Source organism: Ferruginibacter sp. (assembly GCF_049840995.1).
Taxonomy (GTDB): domain Bacteria; phylum Bacteroidota; class Bacteroidia; order Chitinophagales; family Chitinophagaceae; genus Ferruginibacter.
This window is the reverse complement of record NZ_JASGIP010000005.1, coordinates 36,146-60,120: the sequence shown is the minus strand read 5'-3', so window position 1 is coordinate 60,120 and position 23,975 is coordinate 36,146. Positions and strand designations below refer to the sequence as shown.

At 43.2% G+C, this 23,975-nt stretch carries 19 protein-coding genes; 11 read left to right on the top strand and 8 right to left on the bottom strand.

The window, feature by feature from the left end; genetic code table 11:
* The 3 genes from QM738_RS15235 to QM738_RS15225 form a co-directional block, all read left to right on the top strand.
* On the top strand, nt 1-184 hold a 184-nt coding region (locus QM738_RS15235), incomplete at its 5' end, for a hypothetical protein (RefSeq protein ID WP_462277589.1).
* A gap of 137 nt (nt 185-321) precedes the next feature.
* Nucleotides 322-2,658 carry a carboxypeptidase regulatory-like domain-containing protein gene (locus QM738_RS15230; protein ID WP_462277588.1) on the top strand — a complete coding sequence of 779 codons (2,337 nt, stop codon included), beginning with the start codon at nt 322-324 and terminating at the stop codon, nt 2,656-2,658.
* A gap of 21 nt (nt 2,659-2,679) precedes the next feature.
* Nucleotides 2,680-3,396, top strand: coding sequence for a head GIN domain-containing protein (locus QM738_RS15225; RefSeq protein ID WP_462277587.1), 717 nt, complete (start codon nt 2,680-2,682; stop codon nt 3,394-3,396).
* Nucleotides 3,397-3,438: 42 nt separating this feature from the next.
* Here the strand turns inward: QM738_RS15225 and QM738_RS15220 are convergent, their stop codons facing one another.
* The gene (locus QM738_RS15220) at nt 3,439-4,362 is read right to left on the bottom strand and encodes an AraC family transcriptional regulator (RefSeq protein ID WP_462277586.1); all 924 of its coding nucleotides are present in this window, start codon (nt 4,360-4,362) and stop codon (nt 3,439-3,441) included.
* A 152-nt stretch (nt 4,363-4,514) separates the two neighbouring features.
* On the opposite strand from QM738_RS15220, the gene QM738_RS15215 reads away from it, so the two are divergent.
* Both QM738_RS15215 and QM738_RS15210 read left to right on the top strand, forming a co-directional pair.
* Nucleotides 4,515-6,047: an aldehyde dehydrogenase family protein gene (locus QM738_RS15215; protein WP_462277585.1), complete on the top strand. Its 1,533-nt coding sequence runs from the start codon at nt 4,515-4,517 to the stop codon at nt 6,045-6,047.
* Between the two features lie 64 nt (nt 6,048-6,111).
* Nucleotides 6,112-6,480, top strand: coding sequence for a DUF779 domain-containing protein (locus QM738_RS15210; protein WP_462277584.1), 369 nt, complete (start codon nt 6,112-6,114; stop codon nt 6,478-6,480).
* A 44-nt stretch (nt 6,481-6,524) separates the two neighbouring features.
* Here the strand turns inward: QM738_RS15210 and QM738_RS15205 are convergent, their stop codons facing one another.
* The 7 genes from QM738_RS15205 to QM738_RS15175 all read right to left on the bottom strand — a co-directional run bounded on the left by QM738_RS15205 (nt 6,525) and on the right by QM738_RS15175 (nt 15,314).
* Nucleotides 6,525-6,683 (bottom strand): hypothetical protein, encoded by a 159-nt coding sequence (locus QM738_RS15205; protein ID WP_462277590.1) that lies wholly within the window; start codon nt 6,681-6,683, stop codon nt 6,525-6,527.
* A 301-nt stretch (nt 6,684-6,984) separates the two neighbouring features.
* The gene (locus QM738_RS15200; protein WP_462277583.1) at nt 6,985-7,458 is read right to left on the bottom strand and encodes a redoxin domain-containing protein; all 474 of its coding nucleotides are present in this window, start codon (nt 7,456-7,458) and stop codon (nt 6,985-6,987) included.
* A 48-nt stretch (nt 7,459-7,506) separates the two neighbouring features.
* On the bottom strand, nt 7,507-8,442 hold the full coding sequence (locus QM738_RS15195; RefSeq protein WP_462277582.1) for a hydrogen peroxide-inducible genes activator: 936 nt from the start codon (nt 8,440-8,442) through the stop codon (nt 7,507-7,509).
* A 158-nt stretch (nt 8,443-8,600) separates the two neighbouring features.
* On the bottom strand, nt 8,601-9,638 hold the full coding sequence (locus QM738_RS15190; RefSeq protein WP_462277581.1) for a PorP/SprF family type IX secretion system membrane protein: 1,038 nt from the start codon (nt 9,636-9,638) through the stop codon (nt 8,601-8,603).
* Nucleotides 9,639-9,702: 64 nt separating this feature from the next.
* Nucleotides 9,703-14,049 (bottom strand): PKD domain-containing protein, encoded by a 4,347-nt coding sequence (locus tag QM738_RS15185; protein WP_462277580.1) that lies wholly within the window; start codon nt 14,047-14,049, stop codon nt 9,703-9,705.
* A gap of 197 nt (nt 14,050-14,246) precedes the next feature.
* Nucleotides 14,247-14,807: a DUF1573 domain-containing protein gene (locus QM738_RS15180; RefSeq protein ID WP_462277579.1), complete on the bottom strand. Its 561-nt coding sequence runs from the start codon at nt 14,805-14,807 to the stop codon at nt 14,247-14,249.
* A gap of 30 nt (nt 14,808-14,837) precedes the next feature.
* Nucleotides 14,838-15,314, bottom strand: coding sequence for a DUF1573 domain-containing protein (locus QM738_RS15175; protein WP_462277578.1), 477 nt, complete (start codon nt 15,312-15,314; stop codon nt 14,838-14,840).
* 136 nt (nt 15,315-15,450) lie between these two features.
* Here QM738_RS15175 and QM738_RS15170 point away from each other — a divergent pair, with 136 nt between their 5' ends.
* From QM738_RS15170 to QM738_RS15145, 6 genes are all read left to right on the top strand, one after another.
* Nucleotides 15,451-17,829 carry an alpha-ketoacid dehydrogenase subunit alpha/beta gene (locus QM738_RS15170; protein WP_462277577.1) on the top strand — a complete coding sequence of 793 codons (2,379 nt, stop codon included), beginning with the start codon at nt 15,451-15,453 and terminating at the stop codon, nt 17,827-17,829.
* A gap of 6 nt (nt 17,830-17,835) precedes the next feature.
* Nucleotides 17,836-18,756, top strand: coding sequence for a hypothetical protein (locus QM738_RS15165; protein ID WP_462277576.1), 921 nt, complete (start codon nt 17,836-17,838; stop codon nt 18,754-18,756).
* Nucleotides 18,757-18,814: 58 nt separating this feature from the next.
* Entirely contained in the window at nt 18,815-19,633 is an 819-nt protein-coding gene (locus QM738_RS15160) for a PhzF family phenazine biosynthesis protein (RefSeq protein ID WP_462277575.1), read from the top strand.
* A gap of 24 nt (nt 19,634-19,657) precedes the next feature.
* Nucleotides 19,658-21,874, top strand: a complete 2,217-nt coding sequence (locus QM738_RS15155) for a tetratricopeptide repeat-containing sensor histidine kinase (protein WP_462277574.1) — start codon at nt 19,658-19,660, stop codon at nt 21,872-21,874.
* Nucleotides 21,875-21,918: 44 nt separating this feature from the next.
* Nucleotides 21,919-22,566 carry a response regulator gene (locus QM738_RS15150; protein ID WP_462277573.1) on the top strand — a complete coding sequence of 216 codons (648 nt, stop codon included), beginning with the start codon at nt 21,919-21,921 and terminating at the stop codon, nt 22,564-22,566.
* An 80-nt stretch (nt 22,567-22,646) separates the two neighbouring features.
* Nucleotides 22,647-23,942 carry an OmpA family protein gene (locus QM738_RS15145; protein WP_462277572.1) on the top strand — a complete coding sequence of 432 codons (1,296 nt, stop codon included), beginning with the start codon at nt 22,647-22,649 and terminating at the stop codon, nt 23,940-23,942.
* The last annotated feature ends 33 nt before the right edge of the window (nt 23,943-23,975 follow it).

Below are 23,975 nucleotides of genomic sequence, written 5' to 3'. Positions count from 1 at the left end.
TGTAAAGCTGAATAAATACATTTCATTCTTTGCGGGGCCTTCATTCAGTGTATTCGTATCTAACCAGCATACAGCAATCGCCAACTATCGTTACCCTGTGCCACCAACTGGTTACAAGCCCATTAATTTTGGCACCAATGTAAATGGCTGGTTCGGCTGGAACGCCGGTATAAATTTCTTCTAAAACGCTGTGCTAAATCCACAATCTAAAATCTAAAATCTCCAATCTACAATTGTCTTAAATCTTTGTTAACGCATAGGGGTAACCAATCCTTCAGTTGTTGTATCAATAAAATATCAGCAACAACAAAAGAATCAACCATGAAAATTTTATTTGGATCGATCCTGTGTTTTTTATTTGTAAATGCGCATGCACAGTACAAACAACCATTGCGGGGCACCGTAACAGACCAGGTGCTGCAGAAGCCGCTGGCGCATGCAACTGTTACATTGAAAGAAACAGGCAAAACAGTTACAACAGATGAGGAAGGCGCATTTCGTTTTGATGCCCTTCAGGTAGGTCTGTATCATTTAACCATTTCTCATACAGGATTTAAAGAAGCGGCGTTAGAAAATATAACCGTTAATGCCGGGAAGGAAACTGTATTGACCATTGCTTTGGAAACGGCGATCGTTGCCGAAACAGAAGTGGTCATAAGGTCGAACAGCAAAAAGAATAAACCACTCAACGACATGAGCGCAGTAAGTGCAAGAGCATTTACCGTGGAAGAAACACAAAAATATGCGGCTGCGGTAAATGATCCTTTGCGTATGGCAGCGGCATTCCCCGGTGTATTGGCAGCAGATGATGGCAACAACAGTATCATTATCCGCGGCAATTCGCCCACAGGTTTATTATGGAAGATGGAAGGGATGGATATTCCCAATCCCAATCATTTCAGCAGTGCAGGAAACAGTGGCGGCGGCATTTCTATTTTAAGCTCGCAGCTGCTGGCCAATTCTGATTTTGTTACTGCGGCATTTGCATCAGAGTATGGCAATGCACTCAGCGGTGTATTCGACCTTAAATTGCGCAGGGGCAATAATGAAAAGAACGAATACACTTTGCAGGCAGGTGTACTGGGTTTAAATGCAGCGGCAGAAGGACCCTTCTCTAAAAATTACAAAGGCTCTTACCTTATAAACTACCGGTATTCCACCTTACAGTTATTGAACAAGGTGGGTATATTGCCCGATAATGCTTCCACCAATTTCCAGGATCTGTCCTACAATATTTACCTGCCTACAAAAAAACTGGGCACATTTACAATACTGGGTTTTGGCGGATTAAGTTCCGATGAAGCTATTGCCAAATACGATTCTTCAAAATGGGAGAACTGGGATGACCGGCATCCCTACAGCTTTACGGCCAATACTTATTTTTCCGGTATCACCCATACTATTTCCTTAGGTACCAATGCAACACTTAAGTCTGGTATTGGAATGTCTTACACCAAAAATAGCTACGACGAGGATCTTATAAAGAGCGATTATTCAAGAGTAAAATCCTATAAAGAGAATTATATCAATAAAAAGAAGACCGCCAACACTACACTGAATTACAGGTTCAGTAATAAATTAAATCTGCGTACAGGCGTAATAGTTAATTTACTCGATTTTAATTATTACCAACGCAGCGCCGAACATGCAGGCGAACCATTGCAGGAAAGGATCAATTCAAAAGGTAATACTTCAACGGGACAGCTATTTGCACAACTGCAATACAAGCCAACCGATAAATTAGTATTGAATGCCGGTTTGCATTACCTGCACCTTGCATTGAACAATACCTCTTCAGTGGAGCCACGCATGTCGTTGAAATATACGCTGGGCAATAAAAGCAGCGTGGCATTGGGGTATGGCCTGCACAGCCAGGTACAGGTAATGGGCGTATATCTTGCGCAGCTGGAAGATGGGGCAGGTAATGTATACAGCCCTAACAAAAACCTGGGCCTTAACAAGGCGCATCATTATGTGATTTCCTATAATTACAGGCTGGCAAAGAATGTGCAGCTTAAAACTGAACTGTATTACCAGCAGTTATTCAACGTGCCGGTGAGTACAAAGGCGGGCAGCACATTCAGCACTTTAAATATCATTGATGGCTATGTGCTGGAACCCATGGTGAATAAAGGCAAGGGCAAAAACTATGGCGCAGAAATTTCGCTGGAACGATACCTGCACAATAATGCGTACCTCACTTTGACCAATTCTTTTTATCAATCCAAATATACTGCGCTGGATGGGATTGAAAGAAACACCCGTTTCAATGGTAATCACATCACCACATTGATTGCAGGTAAGGATTTTGTGAACAGGCATAAGCACAGAACGATCGGTTTGAATATTAAAACCATTTATGCCGGAGGTTTGCGCACCACACCTATTGATTACGCAGCATCGCTTGCTGCAGGTTATGGCGTGTATAAAGATGCGGAAGCATTCAGTATAAAGAACCCTGCATATTTCAGAACGGATATAAGAGTAAGTATCAAATGGAATAAAAAATATATGACCAGTACATTGTCACTCGATATACAGAATATAACCAACCGACTGAATGTATACAATCAATCTTACGATGAAACACAGAATAAGATCGTGACCAATTACCAAACCGGCTTATTGCCTATACTCAATTACAAAGTAGAATTTTGATCAACCCTTAAAAATATAAAAATGAAAAACATAGTAGTATTAGCAGCAGTATTAATGAGCATTTTCTCTTTTTCTTCCTGCAGAAAAGTGGTGGGCGAAGGCCCTGTTCAAACGGAAGACAGGATTGTAAATAATTTTACCGGCATTTCCACCAGCATTTCCGGCAAGATATATTTTAAACAAAGCGCCACTTACAGGGTGCAGTTAGCAGCGCAGCAAAATATCCTGGATGTTATTGAAACCTACAGGTCGGGCAATGTGCTGATAATAAAATTCAGGAATGATGTGAACGTAAGAAGCCACAGCGATATTGTTGTAAATATCAGCGCTCCATCTTTGGAAAGTTTGAATTTAAGCGGCTCTGCCGATGTGAATGTAACAGGCGATCTGTCTTCAAACGATTTTAATGCCACCCTGAGTGGTTCGGGTAATCTTACTATCGACAGTATGAAATTGACCAACCAACTATCTGCAGCGGTAAGTGGCTCGGGATTTATAAAATTATTTTCGGGGAATGCAAAAACTGTGAACACTGCTGTAAGCGGCAGTGGCTATATAGATCTGTCTGCTGTAAATGCAGATAATGGCATTGCAAAGATCAGTGGATCGGGTACAACAAAAGTAAAAGTGCAGCAAACACTGGATGCCAGTATATCAGGTAGCGGGGATATTTATTATTTCGGTAACCCCACAGTTACCACGCATATCTCAGGTTCTGGAAAAGTAATAAAATTATAGGAGCCGATCGATAAAACTATTAAAGCCGGAAGCGTGTTACGGTCAGGTAATACAACTTTGATAAATGCCGGGCGTAATGCCTTCCAGCTTTTTAAACATCCGTACAAAATAATTTACATCACTAAAACCGCATTGCAAACTCACGCTGGTAATGCTGTTGCGTTTATCGGCCAGTAATTGCTTGGCCAGCTTGATGCGTTCTTTATTGATATAATCCAGCGGTGTAATGCCAAATTGTTCTTTAAACCAGCTGAAAAACATATTACGGCTTAAATAAGCTTTACGGCAAAGCATATCCACGGCAATTTTTTCAGTAAGGTGTTGTTGTATATAATGCAGCACGTATTGCTGCCGGTTGTGATTGCTCGTATCATCAATGCTGGTGCTTACCTGGTGCAGGTACTGGCTCTGCACCAAACGTATCAGCAATTCCTTCAAATTAAGATCCGCAAAAATATTCTTGCCTGTATCAGCGCTGCTGCACACACGGATGAGTTTGTTGATCAACCCGGTAACTTCTGTATCATTATCAAAATGATATTTATTGAACTGCAGTTTCCACTCGTGTGCATCCTGTTGATCGCTGTTGTAAAAAGTATTCAGGTACTGTAAGGTGTTGTTCATATATTGTCCATCCACTGCCAGTGCAATACATTGTGTGGGATTCTCTGTCGCCGCTTCCGGAAAATCGATCACCATTGTTTCATTCGCCGGCACAATCACCGTTTCGCCCGGTAAATAATCAAAAGCAGGCTTATCTAAAAGCTGCATTACTTTTTTGCCCCGCACCATACTGGTAATAACAAAATCGCTGAAGGTAAGCGGTACTTTATAAGTCTCCTGGTAGCTTTCAAAAATATTCAGTTCGCAATTATTCAGGTTAAAGATGCGCCGGTTCTCTACCAGTGTTTGTAAATACTTTGGATGTGTGAGATCGATTTTCTGAAGATGATTTTTTACAGGCAATCAAGGCAGGTTTTCAATACCAAATTAAGTATTTCCTCCAACAGTGCCAATGGTAAAAGTACAATTGTGCTATAACAAAATACTAAAATGACTGGGCCACAAAAAGAATATTTTTCAACTTGGGGTATTATTTAACGATTAAACCATTCTATATGAGCACAGCAACAGCCGCAGCCCCAAAGGCAAACCTGGCGGCACGCCCAAAATTTAAAGAAAAATACGAACATTATATTGGCGGGCAGTGGGTGGCGCCGGAAAGCGGCGAATATTTCGACAATACCTCGCCCATTGATGCTAAAGTGTTTACAAAAGCGGCAAGAGGCAACGCGAAAGATATTGATAAAGCCATTGATGCGGCAGCAACAGCTTTTAAAACCTGGAGCAAAACTGGCGCCGGGTACCGCAGTAATATCCTGTTAAAAATTGCACAGGTGGTGGAGGATAATCTTGAGTACCTGGCCACTGTGGAAACCATTGATAACGGGAAGGCAATTAGGGAAACCAGGGCTGCTGATCTCCCATTGGTTGTAGACCATTTCCGGTATTTTGCCGGGGTAATACGCAGCGAGGAAGGAACCATCAGCGAACACGACGACACAACAGTAAGCATTAATTTGCACGAACCCATTGGCGTAGTGGGACAAATCATCCCCTGGAACTTCCCTTTATTAATGGCAGCCTGGAAGATAGCACCGGCGCTGGCTGCAGGCTGTACAGTGGTGGTAAAGCCGGCAGAACAGACACCCACCAGCATCATGTGCCTGATGGAACTGATCGGTGACATTCTGCCCGCAGGTGTATTGAATATTGTAACCGGTTTTGGACCTGAAGCAGGCAAGCCTTTAGCAACATCACCCAAAATAAACAAAGTGGCTTTTACAGGAGAGACCACTACGGGAAGACTCATTATGCAATATGCTTCGGAAAACCTTATTCCTGTTACCATGGAGCTGGGTGGCAAAAGCCCGAATATATTTTTTGAATCGGTGGCGGATGCCGATGATGATTTTTTTGATAAGGCCATTGAAGGCGCTGTAATGTTTGCATTGAACCAGGGCGAGGTTTGTACCTGCCCATCACGGATACTCGTACACGAAAATATTTATGATAAGTTCATGGAAAGGGTAGTGCAACGCACCAATGCCATTAAAATGGGTAATCCTTTGGATGGCTCGGTAATGATGGGGGCGCAGGCATCGGAAGATCAGTACAAAAAAATTCTCAGCTATTTCGATATTGGCAAACAGGAAGGCGCACAGGTATTATGTGGTGGGGAGGCTTTTCACCAAAACAGCGGACTGGAGCATGGCTATTATATCAAGCCCACCATTTTTAAAGGCAATAATAAAATGCGCATTTTCCAGGAAGAGATCTTTGGGCCCGTTACATCCGTTACCACTTTTAAAACTACTGAAGAAGCCATTGCCATAGCCAACGATACCCTGTATGGTCTTGGCGCAGGGGTGTGGACAAGGGATGCACATGAAATTTACCAGGTGCCCAGGGCTATACAGGCCGGCAGGGTATGGGTCAACTGTTATCATGCTTATCCTGCGCATGCACCATTTGGCGGATATAAAAAATCGGGTTTTGGCAGGGAAACACATAAGATGATGCTGAACCATTACCGCCAGACCAAGAATATGCTGATATCCTATAGCAAACAAAAACTGGGATTCTTTTAAACTAAAACGCAAACGGGTAAAGCAGTGATTTTATATCACTGCTTTATTTTTTAAACAATGTTTTATGGCAGTACAAAGAATATTGGCTACAACGGCGGCGCTTACACTAATAGACCAGTTAAAGCAGTTGCATGGGCCTTTAATGTTTCACCAGAGTGGAGGTTGCTGCGATGGTAGCCAACCCATGTGTTTTGCAGAAGGAGAGTTTAAAACAGGCAGCAGTGATGTGTGTCTCGGAACTATTGCAGGTTGTAAATTTTATATGGCAGCTGATCAGTTTGAATACTGGAAGCATACACAGCTTACGTTGGATGTAACACCCGGCAGGGGTAGCAGCTTTTCGCTGGAGATACCATTGGGCGTACGGTTCTTTATCCATTCTAAAATATTCACGGATGAAGAAATGAATGATTCTTGCACCATTGGTGAGTGAACAGCAATAATTAAAATGAAGAATTGAAATGGGATACTGAAGAATTATTTCAGTACAAGGAATCTTTGTGTTTCCACCAGGTTACCGGCCTTGTCACGCAACTGATAATAGTAGAAGCCTCTTGAAAATTCGTCTAAAGAAAGCGTGATCTTTTGAGAAATATTTTTTTGTTCGTAAACTCTTTTACCGGTGAAGTTTGTGATTCTCTAAAGTGTAGGACTTATCGTACCCGCTAACGAAATCAAAATTGATCACTGTTGAAGCAGGGATTGGGTAGAGCTTTATCAACTTTGCAGCATTCTGGCTAGAACCAGCGTTTTTATTTTGTGCAGAAGAAGTAAAGTTTAATCCAATAATAAAAATAAGTATGTAAAAAATTTGTTTCAATACAGTAAAGTTAATTAATCATACTGAAATAATCAACAAAAAATTAAGCTAAAAAAATGCCATTTTTTGTTAATTCGGCCTCTTTTTTACCAAAAAGGCAAGGTTACAACGCTAAAATCACCCATTTAATTGTTCCAGCCGGGCATTTATTGCTTCAAAATCGGGCATATCACCGGCAGATTCCAGTATTTCAGCATATTGTACAACTCCTTCTTTATCAATAATAAATGCGGCCCGCTTGCTTACCCCCTTCATCCAGCCTGCAAAAGTATCGTATAAGCAGCCATAAGCGGTGGAAGCCTCCTTATTAAAATCGCTCAGTAAGGTAAAATTGTAACCCTGGTCTTCCTTGAATTTCTTCAGGGTGGCAAAAGCATCTACAGAGATGCCAAAAACCGTGGCGGCGGCATTATTGTAGCGGCTGATATCATCGCGGATGGCGCAAAGCTCCCTGGTGCAAACGCTGGTAAATGCCAGTGGAAAGAACAGCAGCAAAACGGTCTTGCCTTTCTGCTCACTGAGGGTTACCTGGTTCTTATCAGAATCATGTAAAATAAAATCGGGTGCTTTTTGTCCTACGCTTACTGCCATGGTATTTTTTTTTACAAAGTTAAAGGCTTTGAACAACCTGTTGCTCATTTATATTTTTACGAGATTCTTATTTTTATTCAGGGCAAGTTTGGGTGGTAGTATTGCCACGATCTCTTCTTTTAAAACATCGATCAGTTTCTTTTTAATGTAATCGCGGTGTGTTACCAGGCTTACTTCCCGTACAGGCGCCGGTGATCTGAAATGACGGATCATGTTGAGCTGCCGGCTGGAGAAATCGAGTGTGGCCAGTTCCGGCAATATGGTCACACCATTATTCAGTTCCACCATTTTGCGTAATGTTTCCACGCTGCCTGCTTCGTATTCAAAATTGCTTTGCTGCCGGGTTTGTTTTTTCAGTTCGCATAAATTAATGATCTGCGAACGGAAGCAATGCCCTTCTTCCAGCAGCCATAATTCTTTCAGGTCAATATCATCTGCCAGTACATAAGTTTTTTTATATGCCGCATTTTTTTTGGAAACATAAGCCACCAGCTCTTCATAGAACAATGGATATTCTTTGATGCTGTTCTCCTGCAAGGGTGTTACCAGTAATCCTGCATCGATCCTGCCTGTCTTTAATTTTTCCACGATAATATCGGTGGTCATTTCTTTTACCTTAATGGTAACACCGGGATATTTTTTTAGAAAGGGTTGCAAAAAAAGCGGCAGCAGGTAAGGGGCCAGTGTGGGTATGATACCGATCTTTAATTCGCCCTGTAAAATGCCCTGTTTATCTGCTATCAGCTGATCGATCTTCTTTACTTCATTCAGTATTATCCTTGCCTGCTTAATGATCTCTTCACCAATTTCGGTAGGTATCACCGGTTGTTTGCTGCGGTCGAATATTTTACTGCCCAGGTTCTCTTCCAGCTTTTGTATCTGCATGCTCAAAGTAGGCTGGGTAATGAAACATTGTTCTGCAGCGGTGGCAAAATGCCGGTGTGTATCTACGGCAATGATGTATTCCAGTTGTGTGATCGTCATGTTGTAAAAATAGAAATTATCTATGTGATTGTAATTATTATCAACATGATTTATGAATAAAAAAGCATTCTTTTCAGATGAAATGAATAGTAAATGAATTCAGCAGTACTTAAAGTGCCGGTAAAAAAGAAGGAATAGAAAAGTGAAAAGGAGTCTTATTAAAACCTGGGACAACGTACAGCATCCACGCTGCTGTTGTTCCTGTCCAGGTATTTCTGGTAGGTAAGGCCCAGTTCAAAACCGCCCTGGCCTTTACTGGCAGATTTTAACTGCGAAATATTGGCGTCGTAACTTACGGAAACCGAGAAGGGTTTAAAATCCAGTTTGGCAACGGGTACAATGGCATCTTTCCAGCGTAAAAAAGTACCGGCATGCAGAATGTATTTGGGATCCTCAATATCATCCAGCCTCCATGAGTATAATGCGCCTACCATCGTTTCGGTAAACACCCCCTGTTTGGAATAATCTGCGAGTAAAGTAAAGAAAGCATATTCATTGATGTTCATCCTGGCGCCGAGCGAACCTACCCATTTGGGTATCATCTCGTAATTGGGATTGCCGTAAAATGAGACCTTGGTGGCTTTGTTGAAATGATGATACGCCACACCCAGGTAAATATTATTGTCCGTATTCTCACCTATCTGGCTGTTAAAGCTCATGCCTACACTTCCATCCAGGTAAGAATAAGAATTTCTTGGAAAAGTTTCGCCATCAGAAAGGCCGGGATTAAACCCTGTGCCATCATACTGGCTGTTGGTGGTTACTTTGCTTCTGTCAATGCTGCGTTGCACCCATCCGCCCATAAAGCCCAGGGAGAGGTACATATTCCTTTCACCACTTAATGATTTATGGTAATTGAGCGCCGGTAATATATGTGTTGATTGCAGGGCAATAGTGCCTGCTTTATCATACAGTATCTCGCCGCCAATGGTAAGAAAATCGTCGCCTTTCCCCACTGGCTTTTTATATTCCACATTAAATGAACCTGTTTGATAAGGCGTGGTAACGCTGTTCCATTGATTGCGGTAAACGGTCTGCACCCTGATATCGCCACTGAAAATGCCTGCCAGTGCCGGGTTGCGGAGTAAAGGGGTCTCAAAAAACTGGGAGAAATGAATATCCTGCGCATGTGCCTGTATACCAAATACAAGCAGCAGTAAAAAACACCGTAAAGGTTTGGGTAAACCTTTTATCATAACGCTCTTTTTTGTTGTTAGTGCAACTGAATTATATGCTAAACGGAATTTTCCCATAATTATTTTATTGTATCAGGGTGATATTTCCTTTATAGGTCAGTATCTCACTGTTCTCGCATACTATTTCAATGATATAGGTGTATACATCAGCGTTTTGCAATTGGCCATTATATCTTCCGTCCCATCCCAAAGTAGGATCATTGGGGAAAAGTTTTGCTTTCTGGAAAACCATTTCGCCCCACCTGTTAAATATACGCATGCTTTGGATGGAAAACAAGCCGGTGCCCCGTGGATAGAACCGATCGTTCACCCCGTCGCCATTAGGTGAGAAGGTATTGGGGATGAATACATTCTTGTCGTTACATACCACAATGATGGTGATCTCATCCTTGTTGATACAGCCATTGGCATCGGTAACTTTAATGGTATAGGTGGTGGTGTTTTTGGGCGAAGCAACAGTGCTGTAACAATTAGTACAGGTAAGTTCTGTTGCAGGGCTCCACAGGTAATCTACCACAGGCGACCCTGTTGGTACAATAGCGATGGACGAACCTACACCGATCACTTTATCGGGCCCTGCATTGATCAATGGCAGGGGATAAACAATCACAGTACGGTCCACAGTATCGGCACAACCGCTGCTGTTGGTCACGATCAGCCGCAATGGATAATTACCTGCTGTATCATAGCGCTGTGGCAATGGATTTTGTGTAATGGATGTTTTACCGTTGCCAAAATCCCAATACCATTTTACTGCAGAGGTATCCGGTTGCAGCAATCCTTTAAAGGTAAGCTTGCTCTGCATACATATCGGCACATTGCCTCCAATATCGGCCACAGGAGAAGTTACGATCTTGATATAATTCGGTTTTATCAATGTGTCGGTACAACCATTGGCTGTAGTAACGATGAGCCTTACAGTATAAAAACCTGCACCGCTGTAATTGTGGGATGGATTCTGCAGGGTGGAAGTGCCACCATCTCCAAAACTCCAATCGTAATTAGTGATAATGCCATTGCTTACTGTGGAGTCAGAAAAATTAACAAGCCCCTTATCGCAGAGCAATGAATCGTCGGCTGCAAAATTTACATAACTTTTCGTAACATAGATAGTATCCACACCTACAACCGGTATGCGGCAACCGGTCTGGTCTTCTAAAATTACTTTAGGTAAAAATTTACCGGGTAGTAAATAATTGTACACAAGGTTGGAGTCGGTAGTGGTTAATGTGTTACCATCATTCAGATCCCATAAATAAGTAACTGGCCCAGGTGTGGTAACATGAAAACTTACCGGCAAAGGCGAACAGCCTGCCAATGGAGTGTAAGTTAACGATGCAGTTGAATCATAAAGTATGATGGTTTTGTACGCAGTATCCACGCAACCGCCCGGACCCGCAACGGCCAGCTTGGCAATATAAGTGCCGGGTATGGAATAGTAATGTGTTGGTTTTGCCAATGTGGAATTAGTGGCGTCACCAAAGAACCATTTGGCGCTGGTAGCGTATAAAGAGGTATTGGTAAATATCACTTCAAAAGGCGAGCAGGAACTGATGGAATCGTTCACACTAAAAGCTGCTTTGGCAGTATGCACTTTTACATAAGCCGTTTTTATAGTAGTATTGGAACAGGCGCCATCCGTAGCGGTTAAGGTTACCGTATAATCCCCATCCAATGCATATGCTTTTACCGGGTTTACTGCAGTGGAAGTAGTGCCGTCCCCAAAATCCCACAGGTAAGTAAGCGCCCCTAAAGGAGTAGTGGAAGTATTGGTGAATACTACATTCTTTCCAACACAGGTCAGCGTATCAGGGCTGAAGAATTTTGCCTTGGGATCGGACATGGCCACAGTTACCTGCACAGTGGAGGTATTACTGCAGCCGTAGGTATCCGTTACCGTTAGTACAGGATAGAATAAGCCACCCGTATCATATACATGGGTAAATGGTGGATTGTTGAATGTTTGGGATAGCCCGTCTCCGAAGGTCCAGCTCCAGCTGGTAAGCGGATGTACGCCATCAGTAGTGGAAAGATCGTTAAAAGTAACGGTCGCAGGCCTGCATCTGGGCCCTGCCACCTGCGAAAAATTAGCAGAAGGTCCCCATATCCTGATGATATTAGGCTTTGCAACACTGTACACACATCCTCGTGTATCCACCATCGTTAGTGTAACCGTATAAAGCCCGGGTGCATTGTAAATATGTGTGGTCACAGGACCGGCAAAACCTGCATTGCCATCTCCGTAATCCCAGTAATAAGTGGCAATATTGCCCTGGTTAACTCCCACTACCTGGAACTGAGCTGTCTGTCCTTTACAGATCGTATCATCAGTAACCGAAAAATTGGCCGTTTCTGTAAACAGTACAATATTGTTCACCTTGGTATTACTGCAACCTCCATTAGTAACAGTGAGTGAAACATTATAGCTGCCATAAGCGGCATAAGTATGTGTTGGGTTCTGCAGAGTAGAGGTAAATCCATCCCCAAAATCCCAGGCCCATGTTTGCGGCAGCACCGACTGATCGTTGAATGCCACCATTAATTTGTTGTTGCAATTAAAGATGCTGGTAAACCTTGCAACAGGCGGCAGCGCCGTGATGAAATTAGTTTTTATCATCGTGTCCGGGCAACCATTATTCCATGCAATCAGGCGGATGTTGAATTTGCCCGTATCCTGGTAAGTATAACTCGGATTTTCTGCAGTGGAGGTGCCTATGCCATCGCCAAAATCCCAGCTCCACCTGTCAGAAGGTACAGTAAGATCAGTGAACTGTACCGGTTGACCAACACATTGTGCCAATGGTGCCGCACTGAAGTTGGCCAGCGATTTATTACCGGCTTTCACTGCATTTAAATACACGGCTGAATCTATGCAGCCATCATTGGTGGTGATATAGAGTTTTACAGTATAGGTGCCCTGTACGCCATAAGTATGAGATGGATTGGCTGCGGTTGAAGTTCCTCCATCACCAAAATCCCACAGGTAGGAAGCAATGCCATCCACTGTAGTAACATTGGGTGTTGGCGAAATGGTAAAAGGAACGCAACCTTCCAGCGGCAATCCATTGATATTTACAACGGGATGCTGTACACGAACATATTGTGGTTTTATAATAGTGTTGCCGCAACCATTGGCGCCCGTTACAAATAATGTCACGGAATAATTGCCCAATGCAGTATATGTATACGAAGGATTCTGTAACGCAGAAGTGCCACCATCTCCAAAATTCCAGGCCCAGCTTACAGCACCGGTGGAAAGATCAGTAAAGTTTACCGTAAACGGCACTTTACAATCTGTAACATCGGGAGCGCTGAAATCGGGCGTAGGCAGGTTCAGTACCGTGATCTGTTTGGTAACTGAATCTGCACAGGTGCCATAATTATTTTTGAGTTTTACATTGTAAACTCCCGGTGCAGTGTATGATTTGGTGGGATTGACCGCAGTAGAAAAAGTGCCATCGCCAAAATCCCATAATGAACCTGCGGATACCGGCACAGAGGTATTGGTAAAGCTGGCCGGGGCGTCCTGGCACACGGTGGCCGGACCTGTAAAATCAGATACCACATCTCTTATCGCAACGGTATTTATCTTGGTGATGGTATCAACACATCCCGAACTACTTTGTGTGATCAATGTAACTGTGTAAGTGCCACCCGCTGTGTAAGTATATACCGGGTTGGCATTAAACGAAGTGCCCCCATCCCCAAAATCCCATTGATAGGTGAGCGTACCCGGACCAGTGGAAAGATTGGTGAAGCTGATGGTTTCCGGTGGCTTGCAGAGTTGCGGTGCGCTGTGGCTAAAATCTACTGTAACACCGGGCGACACCTGTATAAAGTTCGGCTTGGTTACTACTTTGGAGCAACCTCCTGCATTGGTGACTTTTAAGGTAACGGTATAATTGCCGGCGACAGTGTAATTATGGAAGGGGTTTTGTGCAGTGGATAAACCGCCATCACCAAAATCCCATTCCCAGGTGGAAAGGGCCGCCGAACCGCCGGAAGAAAGATCTGTAAAGCTCGTTCGTAAAGGAAAACAACCGGAGGTATTGAGGGCCGAAAAATCCACTACCGGTTTATCATCTACCTTAATATATTGATTACGGGTAATAGTGTTGCTGCCGGCCGCATTGGTCACTGTAAGTGTAATGGTATACAATCCCGAATTAAAATAGGTGGTAGTAGGATTTTGCTGTGTGGACTGGGTGCCATTACCCAGGTCCCATTGCCAGGAAGTTGGTCCACCGGAACTCCTGTCGGTAAATGTTACCGCCAAGGGCGTACAACCACTTAAAGGACTGGCAGAAAAATCAGCTGCGGGCTGTGCAAAGGCGAAAGAACTGCTTAAAACTAATAGGGTTAGTATAAGGGGGATCTTTATATAGCACGTCTTAAGTAAAAATAGTTTCATCGAATAGTAATAAGCAGGATAAAGATGATTTACCAAAAACTGTTCCGTTTTAAACTGTTTCCTGGTAATCATGACCCTTTGGAGAACAAAAACGCTTATTGACTTAAAAAATATTCTTTTCCAGGGCAGTGCAAATTACAAAAAAACCTCCTTACTGGAAGGAGGTTCTTTTATAAAGAGATTAAGATTGTCTTAAATTAGCTTTTAACAGCTGGAGTAACAACCGGGGTTGGTTTAGTTATTGTTTTTGCTTTTTTAGCGCCGGTTGGTTTAACCGCTTTTGCAGGTACAGCAACAGCAGCAGGTGCCGGTGTGGTGGCAGGAGCAGCTTTTACAATAGCAGCATTTGGGTTATCCGTTTTCCATTTGTCATATTCTTCAGCAGCTAAAACATCACCGGTGATAGTGATATTCTTGATATCATCAGCGCCGGCAAATTTTACAGTCAGAGTTTTTGTAAAGTGGCCAACATTTGCAGCGTTGAATTTTGCACTTACATAACCGGTAGCGCCCGGAGCGATAGGAGTTTTAGTGTAGTCACCGATAGTGCAACCGCAGGTTGGGTTAGCCTGTTCGATGATCAGTGGTTCTTTACCAATGTTGGTAACAACAAATTTTACTTCTTCAGGGTTGTTTTGTTTTAATTTACCCTGGTCGATGATCTCAGTAGCAAATTTTGCTAATTCGTCCGCTTTCTTTTGTGCAAAGGAAGCCGTTGCAAGTACTAATGCTGTAAGAGATAAGAATAGTCTTTTCATTATTGATTTTTTTGGTGATTTTATGATGATTTAATTTTTCAGGTCGCTTAAGCTCTTGTTTTCAGGAGCCGAAGAGGTAGGTGTTTTCCACACTTCTCCTTTGATGAATAACTGTTTTACTTCAGATCCGTTATAAGTAATGGTTACCGGCTTTGTAAAAGGACCTTCCGCCATTGCATTATAACCTACGGTTATTTTAGCAGTTTTACCGGGGGCAATGGGTTTATCCCTTTCCCATTCCGGGGTGGTGCATCCACAACTGGCCTGTACATTCACGATCCTTAAAGAATCAGTACCGGAGTTGCTGATCTCAAAAACATGCGTTACCGGCTTTCCCTGTGGTATTTTACCAAAATTGAACTCGGTCTCCTTTAAAACCAGTGTTTCAGGAACCGCAGCTTTCTGGTCTGTAACAGCCACCTGTGCAGGTGCGGGAGCTGGATTTTGCTGGGCATTTACAGCGGTAGCCGTACAGGCAATAACCAACAGTGTAAATATTTTTTTCATAGTATTTAATATTAAGTTTCCATTTCAAAGATACTAAAACGGCTAATTCTGTTGTAAATTGTTATCCTGTTAGCAGATTATTAACAAACCTGCTTCAATAATTTATATTTTTGTCGTATCATATACAGCAATCAATATGGACACAGTAAATATCAACGAAATAGCTGCTGATGAAAAGCTGAGTTTTGACACTTTCCGCAATGAAGTGATCAAGGATTTCCGCTATGCCTGCATCAGCCGGGAAATAAGCCTGCTGGGCCGTAAAGAAGTGTTGACCGGTAAAGCCAAATTCGGCATTTTTGGCGATGGTAAGGAAGTGGCGCAGGTGGCAGTGGCCAAGTTCTTCCGGCCGGGTGATTTCCGGTCTGGTTACTACCGCGATCAGACTTTTATGCTGGCCAGCGGCATTACCAATGTAGAGCAATATTTTGCACAATTATATTCCGATCCTCATGTTGAGAATGACCCGTTTAGCGCCGGCCGCCAGATGAACGCCCATTTTGTTACCAAAAATGTGGATGAAAATGGGGAATGGCTGCCGCTGGCACATCAAAAAAATACCAGCAGCGATATGGCGCCTACCGCCAGCCAGATGCCAAGGGCATTGGGGATTGCGTTGGCTTCCAAACTTTTCAGGAATACCGAAGTGCTGGAGGAATTCAAAAATCTCAGCAACAATGGTAATGAAATATGTTTTTGCACCATTGGCGATGCTTCCACCAGTGAAGGGCATTTTTGGGAAACCGTGAATGCTGCCGGTGTGCTGCAGGTGCCGCTGGCAATTTTTGTTTGGGATGATGGTTATGGTATCTCTGTTCCAAAAAAATACCAGACAACCAAAGCGTCTATATCTGAAGCCTTATCGGGCATGCAGCAAACACCCGGCACCAATGGCCTGGATATTTACAAACTGAAAGGCTGGGATTATGCCGGCATGTGCGAAGTGCTGGAACCTGCGCTGACCAAGATCAGGGATACCCATACACCTGCCATATTCCATGTGGAAGAGATCACGCAGCCACAGGGGCATTCCACTTCGGGTAGCCATGAGCGTTATAAAAGCCCCGAAAGGCTGGCCTGGGAAAAAGAATGGGATTGTATCAAGCAGATGAAGGAATGGATGATAGAGAACACGCTGGCTACAGAAGAAGAACTGAATGATGTGCAGGATGAGGCCAGGGAATTTGTAAAGAACGGTAAACAAAAGGCCTGGGAAAGATATATTTCACCGATACAGGAGCAGGTGGCAAAAACGGTGGAGTTGTTCAACGCAACAGCCATCAAAGACCCGGAGATACAAAATATCATCAGCGAATTAACGATCAACAGGGAACCGATGCGCCGCGATGTTTTAAAAGCATTGGCAAAAGCGCTGGATATTGTAACTGATGAAGACCCCACTGCGTTGAGGAATTATTACAACAGCCTGAAAGAACTGAATGCGGGTTTGTACAATACCTTTTTGTATAATGAAGGCCCTAAATCGGCGCTGCATGTACCTGCCATACCGGCCTGGTACAGCGAAGATGCAAAAACGCTGAACGGGTACGAGATACTGAATAAATACTTTGATGAATTATTTGCTTCCAATAAAAAAGTGGTGGCATTTGGTGAAGACCTGGGCTTTATCGGCGATGTGAACCAGGGCTTCAGTGGCCTGCAGGCCAAATACGGCGAAGAAAGAATATTTGATACCGGCATTCGGGAACTTACTATTATGGGACAGGGCATTGGGCTGGCTTTAAGAGGATTAAGGCCTATTGCCGAGATACAGTACCTGGATTACCTGCTATACGGGTTGCAGCCTTTAAGTGATGATCTCAGCACCACGCATTTCCGCACGGTGGGCCAGCAAAGCTGCCCGCTGATCGTACGCACCAGGGGGCACCGGTTGGAAGGTATCTGGCACAGTGGTTCGCCCATGGGTATGCTGATCAATGCACTACGCGGCATGTATGTATGTGTGCCACGCAATATGGTGCAGGCCGTAGGTATGTACAATACACTGTTGCAGGGCAACGATCCGGGTTTGATCATTGAATGCCTGAACGGTTACAGGTTAAAAGAAAAAATGCCTTCTAATATACTCGCATACTCGGTGCCGTTAGGTGTACCGGAAGTGATCAGGGAAGGGGAGGATATCACGCTGGTGAGCTATGGCTCCACCCTGCGTATTGTAAGCGAAGCTGCTGAGCGATTGCAGAAAATGAACATCAGCTGCGAAGTGATAGATGTACAGACATTGCTGCCTTTTGATATCAATCACAGCATTGTTGAATCGCTTAAAAAGACCAGCCGCATTGTGTTTGTTGATGAAGATGTACCCGGTGGCGCTGCTGCCTATATGTTCAACAAAGTAATGGAAGAACAAAAAGGCTACCGTTACCTTGATGTGGCGCCCAGGACGATCACTGCTAAAGCGCATCGCCCCAGTTATGGCAGCGATGGCGATTACTTCAGCAAACCCAACGCCGAAGATGTGGTGGCCGTGGTGAAGGAAATGATGAGTGAATAACTTGTTATGAAACTGAAATATAGTCTGAACCTTATTTTTTGCTGTTTGCCCTTTATTGTTTTTGCGCAGGACCTTACCGGTACCTGGGAAGGAAGTGTAGGAGGCAATTACTGCAAGATCGTGATATTTCATGTGAACGATTCCTGCTTTGGATATACCTACGATACCGGAATGGGTTATTGCAAAGCAAATTTTACCGCCACTTACGATAGCTCCAAAAAAAAGTTCAAGGGAAAGAACACCAACTTTATTGAACATACGCCTACGCATGCACTAAGTACTTATCACCTGCATTATTCCAAAAGGGGGAACATAGAATATTTATCTGGAACTGCATCCGCAAAATCGATCGGGGCAAAGCTGCTTTCGTTTGGTATGCCCTTCCCGGTGCAATACAAAAGAACGAGTGATCAGATCGATACCACTGCACTGATCGCTGCTAAAGTGGCGTATTATAAAGATAAAGCTGAAAGAATTCCAGCAACGAACAGCATCCCGAAGGACACTATAAAAGATGTGGTGAAAGCGCCTGTTGTTATAAATACAGATACTGCTGTAACGGATCTTGTGCATGTTAAGGAAAGCCGTACATCCAAACTTTCGCAGACCATTGAAACCACTGCAGACAGTATCAAACTGGTGCTGTATGATAATGGCGATATTGACGGGGATACGGTCACTGTTTTTGACAATGGCAAGATGATCATTGACCGGCTGGGCCTGGGTGTAAAGCCTTATGAAGTAGTGATACCTTTGGATAAGAACAACCGCCTGCATGCAATAGAACTGATGGCCAATAACCTGGGCAGTATTCCGCCTAATACGGCCTACATGCTTATTCTTGCAGGTAAGGAGCGATATGAATTAAGGTTGTCTTCTGATTTTTCGGTGAATGCGCAGGTGAATATTCAATTTAAGGTGGACTAAGTAAATGCTTTCTTTAAAAACCGGTTTACGATTGCTTATATAACATAAATAATGATCCATGCAGTTAACATTGTACCAGGTAGATGCGTTCACAGATAAATTGTTTGGTGGCAATCCTGCTGCCGTGATACCATTGGAGAAATGGCTGGACGTGGGCTTGATGCAGAAGATCGCCATGGAAAATAACCTGAGTGAAACGGTGTTCTTTGTGCCATCGCTGGTGAATGATACTGATTTTGAGATACGATGGTTCACACCGTTGGCCGAGATCAATTTATGTGGGCATGCCACGCTGGCCAGCGCTTATGTGTTATTTGAAATATTGAATTTTAATAAATCCGAAATCAGGTTCAGCAGCCATAGCGGTGTATTGAAAGTTAAAAAAGAGAATGCCCTGATCATTATGGATTTTCCCAGCTGGAAACCGGAACGGCTGGATATTTATCCTGATAACTTAAGGAATATTTTAAGCGGCGCTGAAATAGTAGGTGTGTACCGCTACCGCGATATACTGGTAGAGCTGGAAAATGAAGATGCTGTAAAAGCCTGCACGCCCGATCTTACTTTAATGAAGATGAGCATAGATAAAATGATCATTACAGCGCCGGGTAAACCAAGACCTAATGATCCTACCGGGCCGGTTGATTTTGTATCCCGTTTTTTTGCACCTGCAGTGGGAGTGGATGAAGACCCTGTTACCGGTTCGGCGCATTCGCAGCTGATACCATTCTGGAGTGAAAAGCTGGGGAAGAATAAAATGCGTGCCCTGCAATTAAGCAAACGCGGCGGCGAGCTCTGGTGCGAACAACTGAATGCCGAAAGAGTAACTATGGCGGGTAATTGCGTATATTACATGAAAGCTGTAATAACGGTGTAAGCCCCGTTGCTGAATACCACGATAATGAAAATAAATAAACACATATCATTTTTGGTGTGGCTCATTTTTTCGTGTATAATTACAAAAGCGCAAACAGGCAATACCTCTCTTGATTCTGCAGCTGTTTTTTCCTATTTAAATAAGGCGGAAGAATATTTCGGTAATGCCGATTATACCAATGCTTTGCTGCAATGCGAAAAGGCAAGACAGTTAAGTGTACAAAAAAAGTTTGCCAGGGGAGAAGCGTATGCGCTCATTAAAATGAACGATGTGTTAATTGAAAGCGGCAATTATAACAGCGATAAAATTGCTGCTGATGCCGTGATCAGGATCGGCAATAAAATAAAAGATTCGCTGATCACTGCTATCGGGTACATGCACATTGCCCAGGTAAATATGTATGCCAACCGGTCTGAGGCCGCCATTGAAAATTTTGAAAAAGCCCTGAACCTTAAATTAATAAAAGCCGGTAACGATTATACCGGCCTTGCATGGAATGATCTTGGGTATACCTACGGACAAAGATCGGAAGCAGAAAAACAAACCGACTGTTTTTTAAAAGCGTTGCGGGTATATGAAAAGATAGATGATAAAGCAGGGATGGCCATGGTGTATAATAATCTTTCGGCCATGCACAATTCCATCGGGCAGATAAAGGAAGCTATTGAGTATGGAAAAAAAGCAGTGGCGCTGCGGGAAAAGCTGGGCGACCTGCCCCGCTTGTCTGTAAGCTATTGTAACCTGTGCCAGTATTACCTGGGTATCGACAGTGCTGCGGTGGAAAAATACCGCGAACTCTGTGCCAAAACTGCGGAACTTACCAAAGATGAACGCAGGATCATACAGGCCTATGTTACATCGGGACTGATACTGGACCGGCAGGGAAAAGGTGATGAGGGATTTAAGTATGAACTGAAAGCGATCGCACTGCTGGAAAAGCAATCCGGTAAAGATCCCATGCTGGCCCGGAGGTATATTGCTGCGGGTATACGTTACAGTGAGCATCGACTGGATTCGCTTACGGCATTGAATTATTTTGATAAAAGTATTGCTATTTCAAAAGAACTGAAGGATAAGGGCAATTTGCGGGATGCTTATCTTAATAAAACGATCTTCTTTAAAATTCGCGGGGATTATTATAATGCGTACGAGAATATTAAAAAATATTTTGCTTATAAGGATAGCGTGGTGTCTGATAATACACAGGCTGATATTGCAGAACTGGAAACCCGTTATCAGACAGAAAAAAAAGACCAGCAGATTATTCAATTGAATGCGGATCAAAAAATAAAACAACTGGAGATCGAAAAACAAAAAGCCATTATTTCGGGCAACCTTTTGCTGGCCAAACAAAAGCAGAGCGAGATCGACCTGTTGTCTAAAACAAAGGCCCTGCAGGATCTTACCATACAGCAGCAATCGGAGCAGATAGAAAAGCAATTACTGGTGGCACAGAACAACCAGCAGCAACTGAAACTGGCCGACCAGGCAAAATTGCTGCAGCAGCAAGAATTACAGAACCAGAAGCAGCAAAAGAATTTTCTAATTGCAGGCTCTGTATTATTACTGCTGGTAGGTTTTATATTTTTCAACCGCTACCAGCTGAAACGCAAGCTGCAGCAGCAAAAGGAATTGCTGGATGTGCGTAATAATATTGCCAAGGACCTTCATGATGAAGTGGGTTCCACACTTACCAGTATTAAAATATTATCGGAGGTTTCTCAAAATAATATTCTTAAGGATCAGCAAAAAGCATCGGGGTTAATTAAAAAAATAACAGAGCAATCATCGCAGATGCAACAGGGTATGAGTGATATTGTATGGGCCATCAAACCCGATAATGACAAGCTGGAAAATATGCTGGTACGCATGCGGGAATTTGCCAGTCATACACTGGAACCGAAAAATATCAATGTAGTTTTTTCGGTGGATGAGAACAGTATTGCAAAGCATATCGGTATGCAGCAGCGGCACGACCTGTTCATGATATTTAAAGAAGCGGTGAATAATGCTGCCAAATATGCAAAGTGCAGCAATATCCACATTATTGTAGAGAGCAGGAAAAGCAATGTGATCTTTACGGTGAAAGACGATGGGGTGGGATTTGACAGTGCAATGAAACGATCTTCCAACGGGTTAAAGAATATGCAGGCAAGGGCGGGTGCATTGCATGGTAATTTTATTCTGGAAACATCGCCGGGCAAAGGCACTTCTATAACGGTGGAGATACCCGCTACATAATGATGTGGCGGAACAGGAATTGATTTTTATTTTATTTTGTTACAATGCCGGTACGCATACTATTATACGACGATAATGAAGCCCTGCGGGTGAGCATGGAGGCTTTGCTTACAGAAGAAAGTGATTTTGAACTGGTGGCTGCCATGCCCAATGCCGAAACGGTGGAGACAGATATCTGGGAATTCAAGCCGGATGTGGTGTTGATGGATATTGATATGCCCAATGTGAATGGTGTGCAGGCGGTGCGAAAAATAAAGAATATCAATAGCCAGTTACCGGTGATCATGCTCACGGTTTTTGATGACAATGAAAATATCTTCAATGCTATCTGCGCAGGCGCCGCAGGTTATATCCTTAAACGTTATGCTTTTGAAGAAATACCTGCTGCCATACGTAATGTGCTTACCGGTGGTGCGCCTATGACGGGCTCTGTTGCCAGGAAAGTGTTACTGATGGTGCCCCGGGCAAAAACGGAAGAGCAGGAACAAAATAATCTCACTTCCCGTGAAACTGAGATACTACAGTTCCTGGTGAATGGCTACAGCTATAAAATGATCGCTGCAGAAATAAATGTAAGTATTGATACCGTACGTTTTCATATCAAAAAGATCTACGATAAACTGCACGTGCATTCTGCCACAGAAGCCGTGAGCAAGGCCCTGAAGAACAAATTGATCAGCCTGCTCTTTTAACCACAATTCCCCTTTTACTACATTATCATGTAGGTGCTGCTGCAATGACCGGTTTATACATTTATGGTAAATTATTTATCATGAAAACTATACTCACTTTCCTCTTTGCCATTTTGTGTACTACAGGTGCTTTTGCGCAAACCACTGCCGAAAAAGTGAACCAGAAAGTAAAGGACAAGACCACTCAACGGGTGAATACAAAAACCGACCAGGCGATCGATAAAGGTCTTGATAAAACAGAAGAAGCCATCGGTAATATTTTCAAAAAGAAAAGTAAAAAAGACAAGAAAGAAGATACAGACGCCAATGCTAATACAGGCAATAGCAGCAGTGGCAGTTCTTCGTCTTCGGGAAATGGTGCACAACCCAATAGTTTTTCTGATTTTGTTGCCGGCAATAAGGTTATTTTTTATGATGATTTTAAACAGGATGCTTTATCCGATTTTCCTGCCAAATGGAATACGAATGGCAGCGGTAAAGTGGTAACTGTGAGCGGGCAACCCGGCAAGTGGCTGGATATTACCCATAATTCCGTGGTGAACCCTGTAATAGATAAAGCCTTGCCGGAGAACTGCACCATTGAGTTCGATCTTTATTTACAGGTTTCCGGAGACAGGCAAACTCCATTTATTGAATTTGGATTAACGCCGGTAAAAGATGTGATGCGGGATGATCTTTTTTACAAGGATAAATTTTATGTGAGCATGAACCGCTATAATGAGAACGATGGCCGCCAGCTGGAATATGGTTTGAAAGATCCTGTAGGTAATAAGAATGATTTTCCGCTGCCCACTTACTCTAACAAAGTGTTGCATGTAAGTATGGCGATCAATAAAACGAGGGTGAGGGTATATATTGATAAATCAAAACTCATCGATCTGCCCCGTGCGCTTACGCCTGAATTGAGAAATAATTTTTTCCTCTGCAATATGTACACCGTTCCTGCTTCTGATCTGGGTGTGCTGGTGAGCAACCTGCGCATTGCTTCTTCAGAAACCGATGCCCGCAGCTTACTGATCAAACAACTGATGGAAGAAGGCAGGGCTGTTACTAATGATATTCTTTTTGATGTGAACAGCGATGTGATCAAGAAAGAATCGTATGATATCATCAACCAGTTTGGTGATGCGTTAAAAGCCAATGCTGATCTTAAAATACGTATCACCGGTCATACAGATGCAGATGGTACTGCTGCAAAAAATCTTGATCTCTCAAAGAAGAGAGCGGCAGCAGTCAAGAATTATCTTACCACTAATTACGGCATTGATAATGACAGGATAGAAACGGATGGTAAAGGCTCTTCCATGCCGGTGGGCAGCAATACTACTGCCGAAGGCAAGGCAAAGAACAGGCGGGTGGAATTTACCAAACTGTAAGTGATCCCTGTTCCCGTATTATTTAATGATCAT

Excerpts from the sequence above, each read along its gene's own strand:
- QM738_RS15230 (WP_462277588.1), top strand. The coding sequence starts at position 322 with ATGAAAATTTTATTTGGATCGATCCTGTGTTTTTTATTTGTAAATGCG.
- QM738_RS15225 (WP_462277587.1), top strand. The coding sequence starts at position 2,680 with ATGAAAAACATAGTAGTATTAGCAGCAGTATTAATGAGCATTTTCTCT.
- QM738_RS15215 (WP_462277585.1), top strand. The coding sequence starts at position 4,515 with ATGAGCACAGCAACAGCCGCAGCCCCAAAGGCAAACCTGGCGGCACGC.
- QM738_RS15210 (WP_462277584.1), top strand. The coding sequence starts at position 6,112 with ATGGCAGTACAAAGAATATTGGCTACAACGGCGGCGCTTACACTAATA.
- QM738_RS15200 (WP_462277583.1), bottom strand. The coding sequence starts at position 7,458 with ATGGCAGTAAGCGTAGGACAAAAAGCACCCGATTTTATTTTACATGAT.
- QM738_RS15195 (WP_462277582.1), bottom strand. The coding sequence starts at position 8,442 with ATGACGATCACACAACTGGAATACATCATTGCCGTAGATACACACCGG.
- QM738_RS15190 (WP_462277581.1), bottom strand. The coding sequence starts at position 9,638 with ATGATAAAAGGTTTACCCAAACCTTTACGGTGTTTTTTACTGCTGCTT.
- QM738_RS15185 (WP_462277580.1), bottom strand. The coding sequence starts at position 14,049 with ATGAAACTATTTTTACTTAAGACGTGCTATATAAAGATCCCCCTTATA.
- QM738_RS15180 (WP_462277579.1), bottom strand. The coding sequence starts at position 14,807 with ATGAAAAGACTATTCTTATCTCTTACAGCATTAGTACTTGCAACGGCT.
- QM738_RS15175 (WP_462277578.1), bottom strand. The coding sequence starts at position 15,314 with ATGAAAAAAATATTTACACTGTTGGTTATTGCCTGTACGGCTACCGCT.
- QM738_RS15170 (WP_462277577.1), top strand. The coding sequence starts at position 15,451 with ATGGACACAGTAAATATCAACGAAATAGCTGCTGATGAAAAGCTGAGT.
- QM738_RS15165 (WP_462277576.1), top strand. The coding sequence starts at position 17,836 with ATGAAACTGAAATATAGTCTGAACCTTATTTTTTGCTGTTTGCCCTTT.
- QM738_RS15160 (WP_462277575.1), top strand. The coding sequence starts at position 18,815 with ATGCAGTTAACATTGTACCAGGTAGATGCGTTCACAGATAAATTGTTT.
- QM738_RS15155 (WP_462277574.1), top strand. The coding sequence starts at position 19,658 with ATGAAAATAAATAAACACATATCATTTTTGGTGTGGCTCATTTTTTCG.
- QM738_RS15150 (WP_462277573.1), top strand. The coding sequence starts at position 21,919 with ATGCCGGTACGCATACTATTATACGACGATAATGAAGCCCTGCGGGTG.
- QM738_RS15145 (WP_462277572.1), top strand. The coding sequence starts at position 22,647 with ATGAAAACTATACTCACTTTCCTCTTTGCCATTTTGTGTACTACAGGT.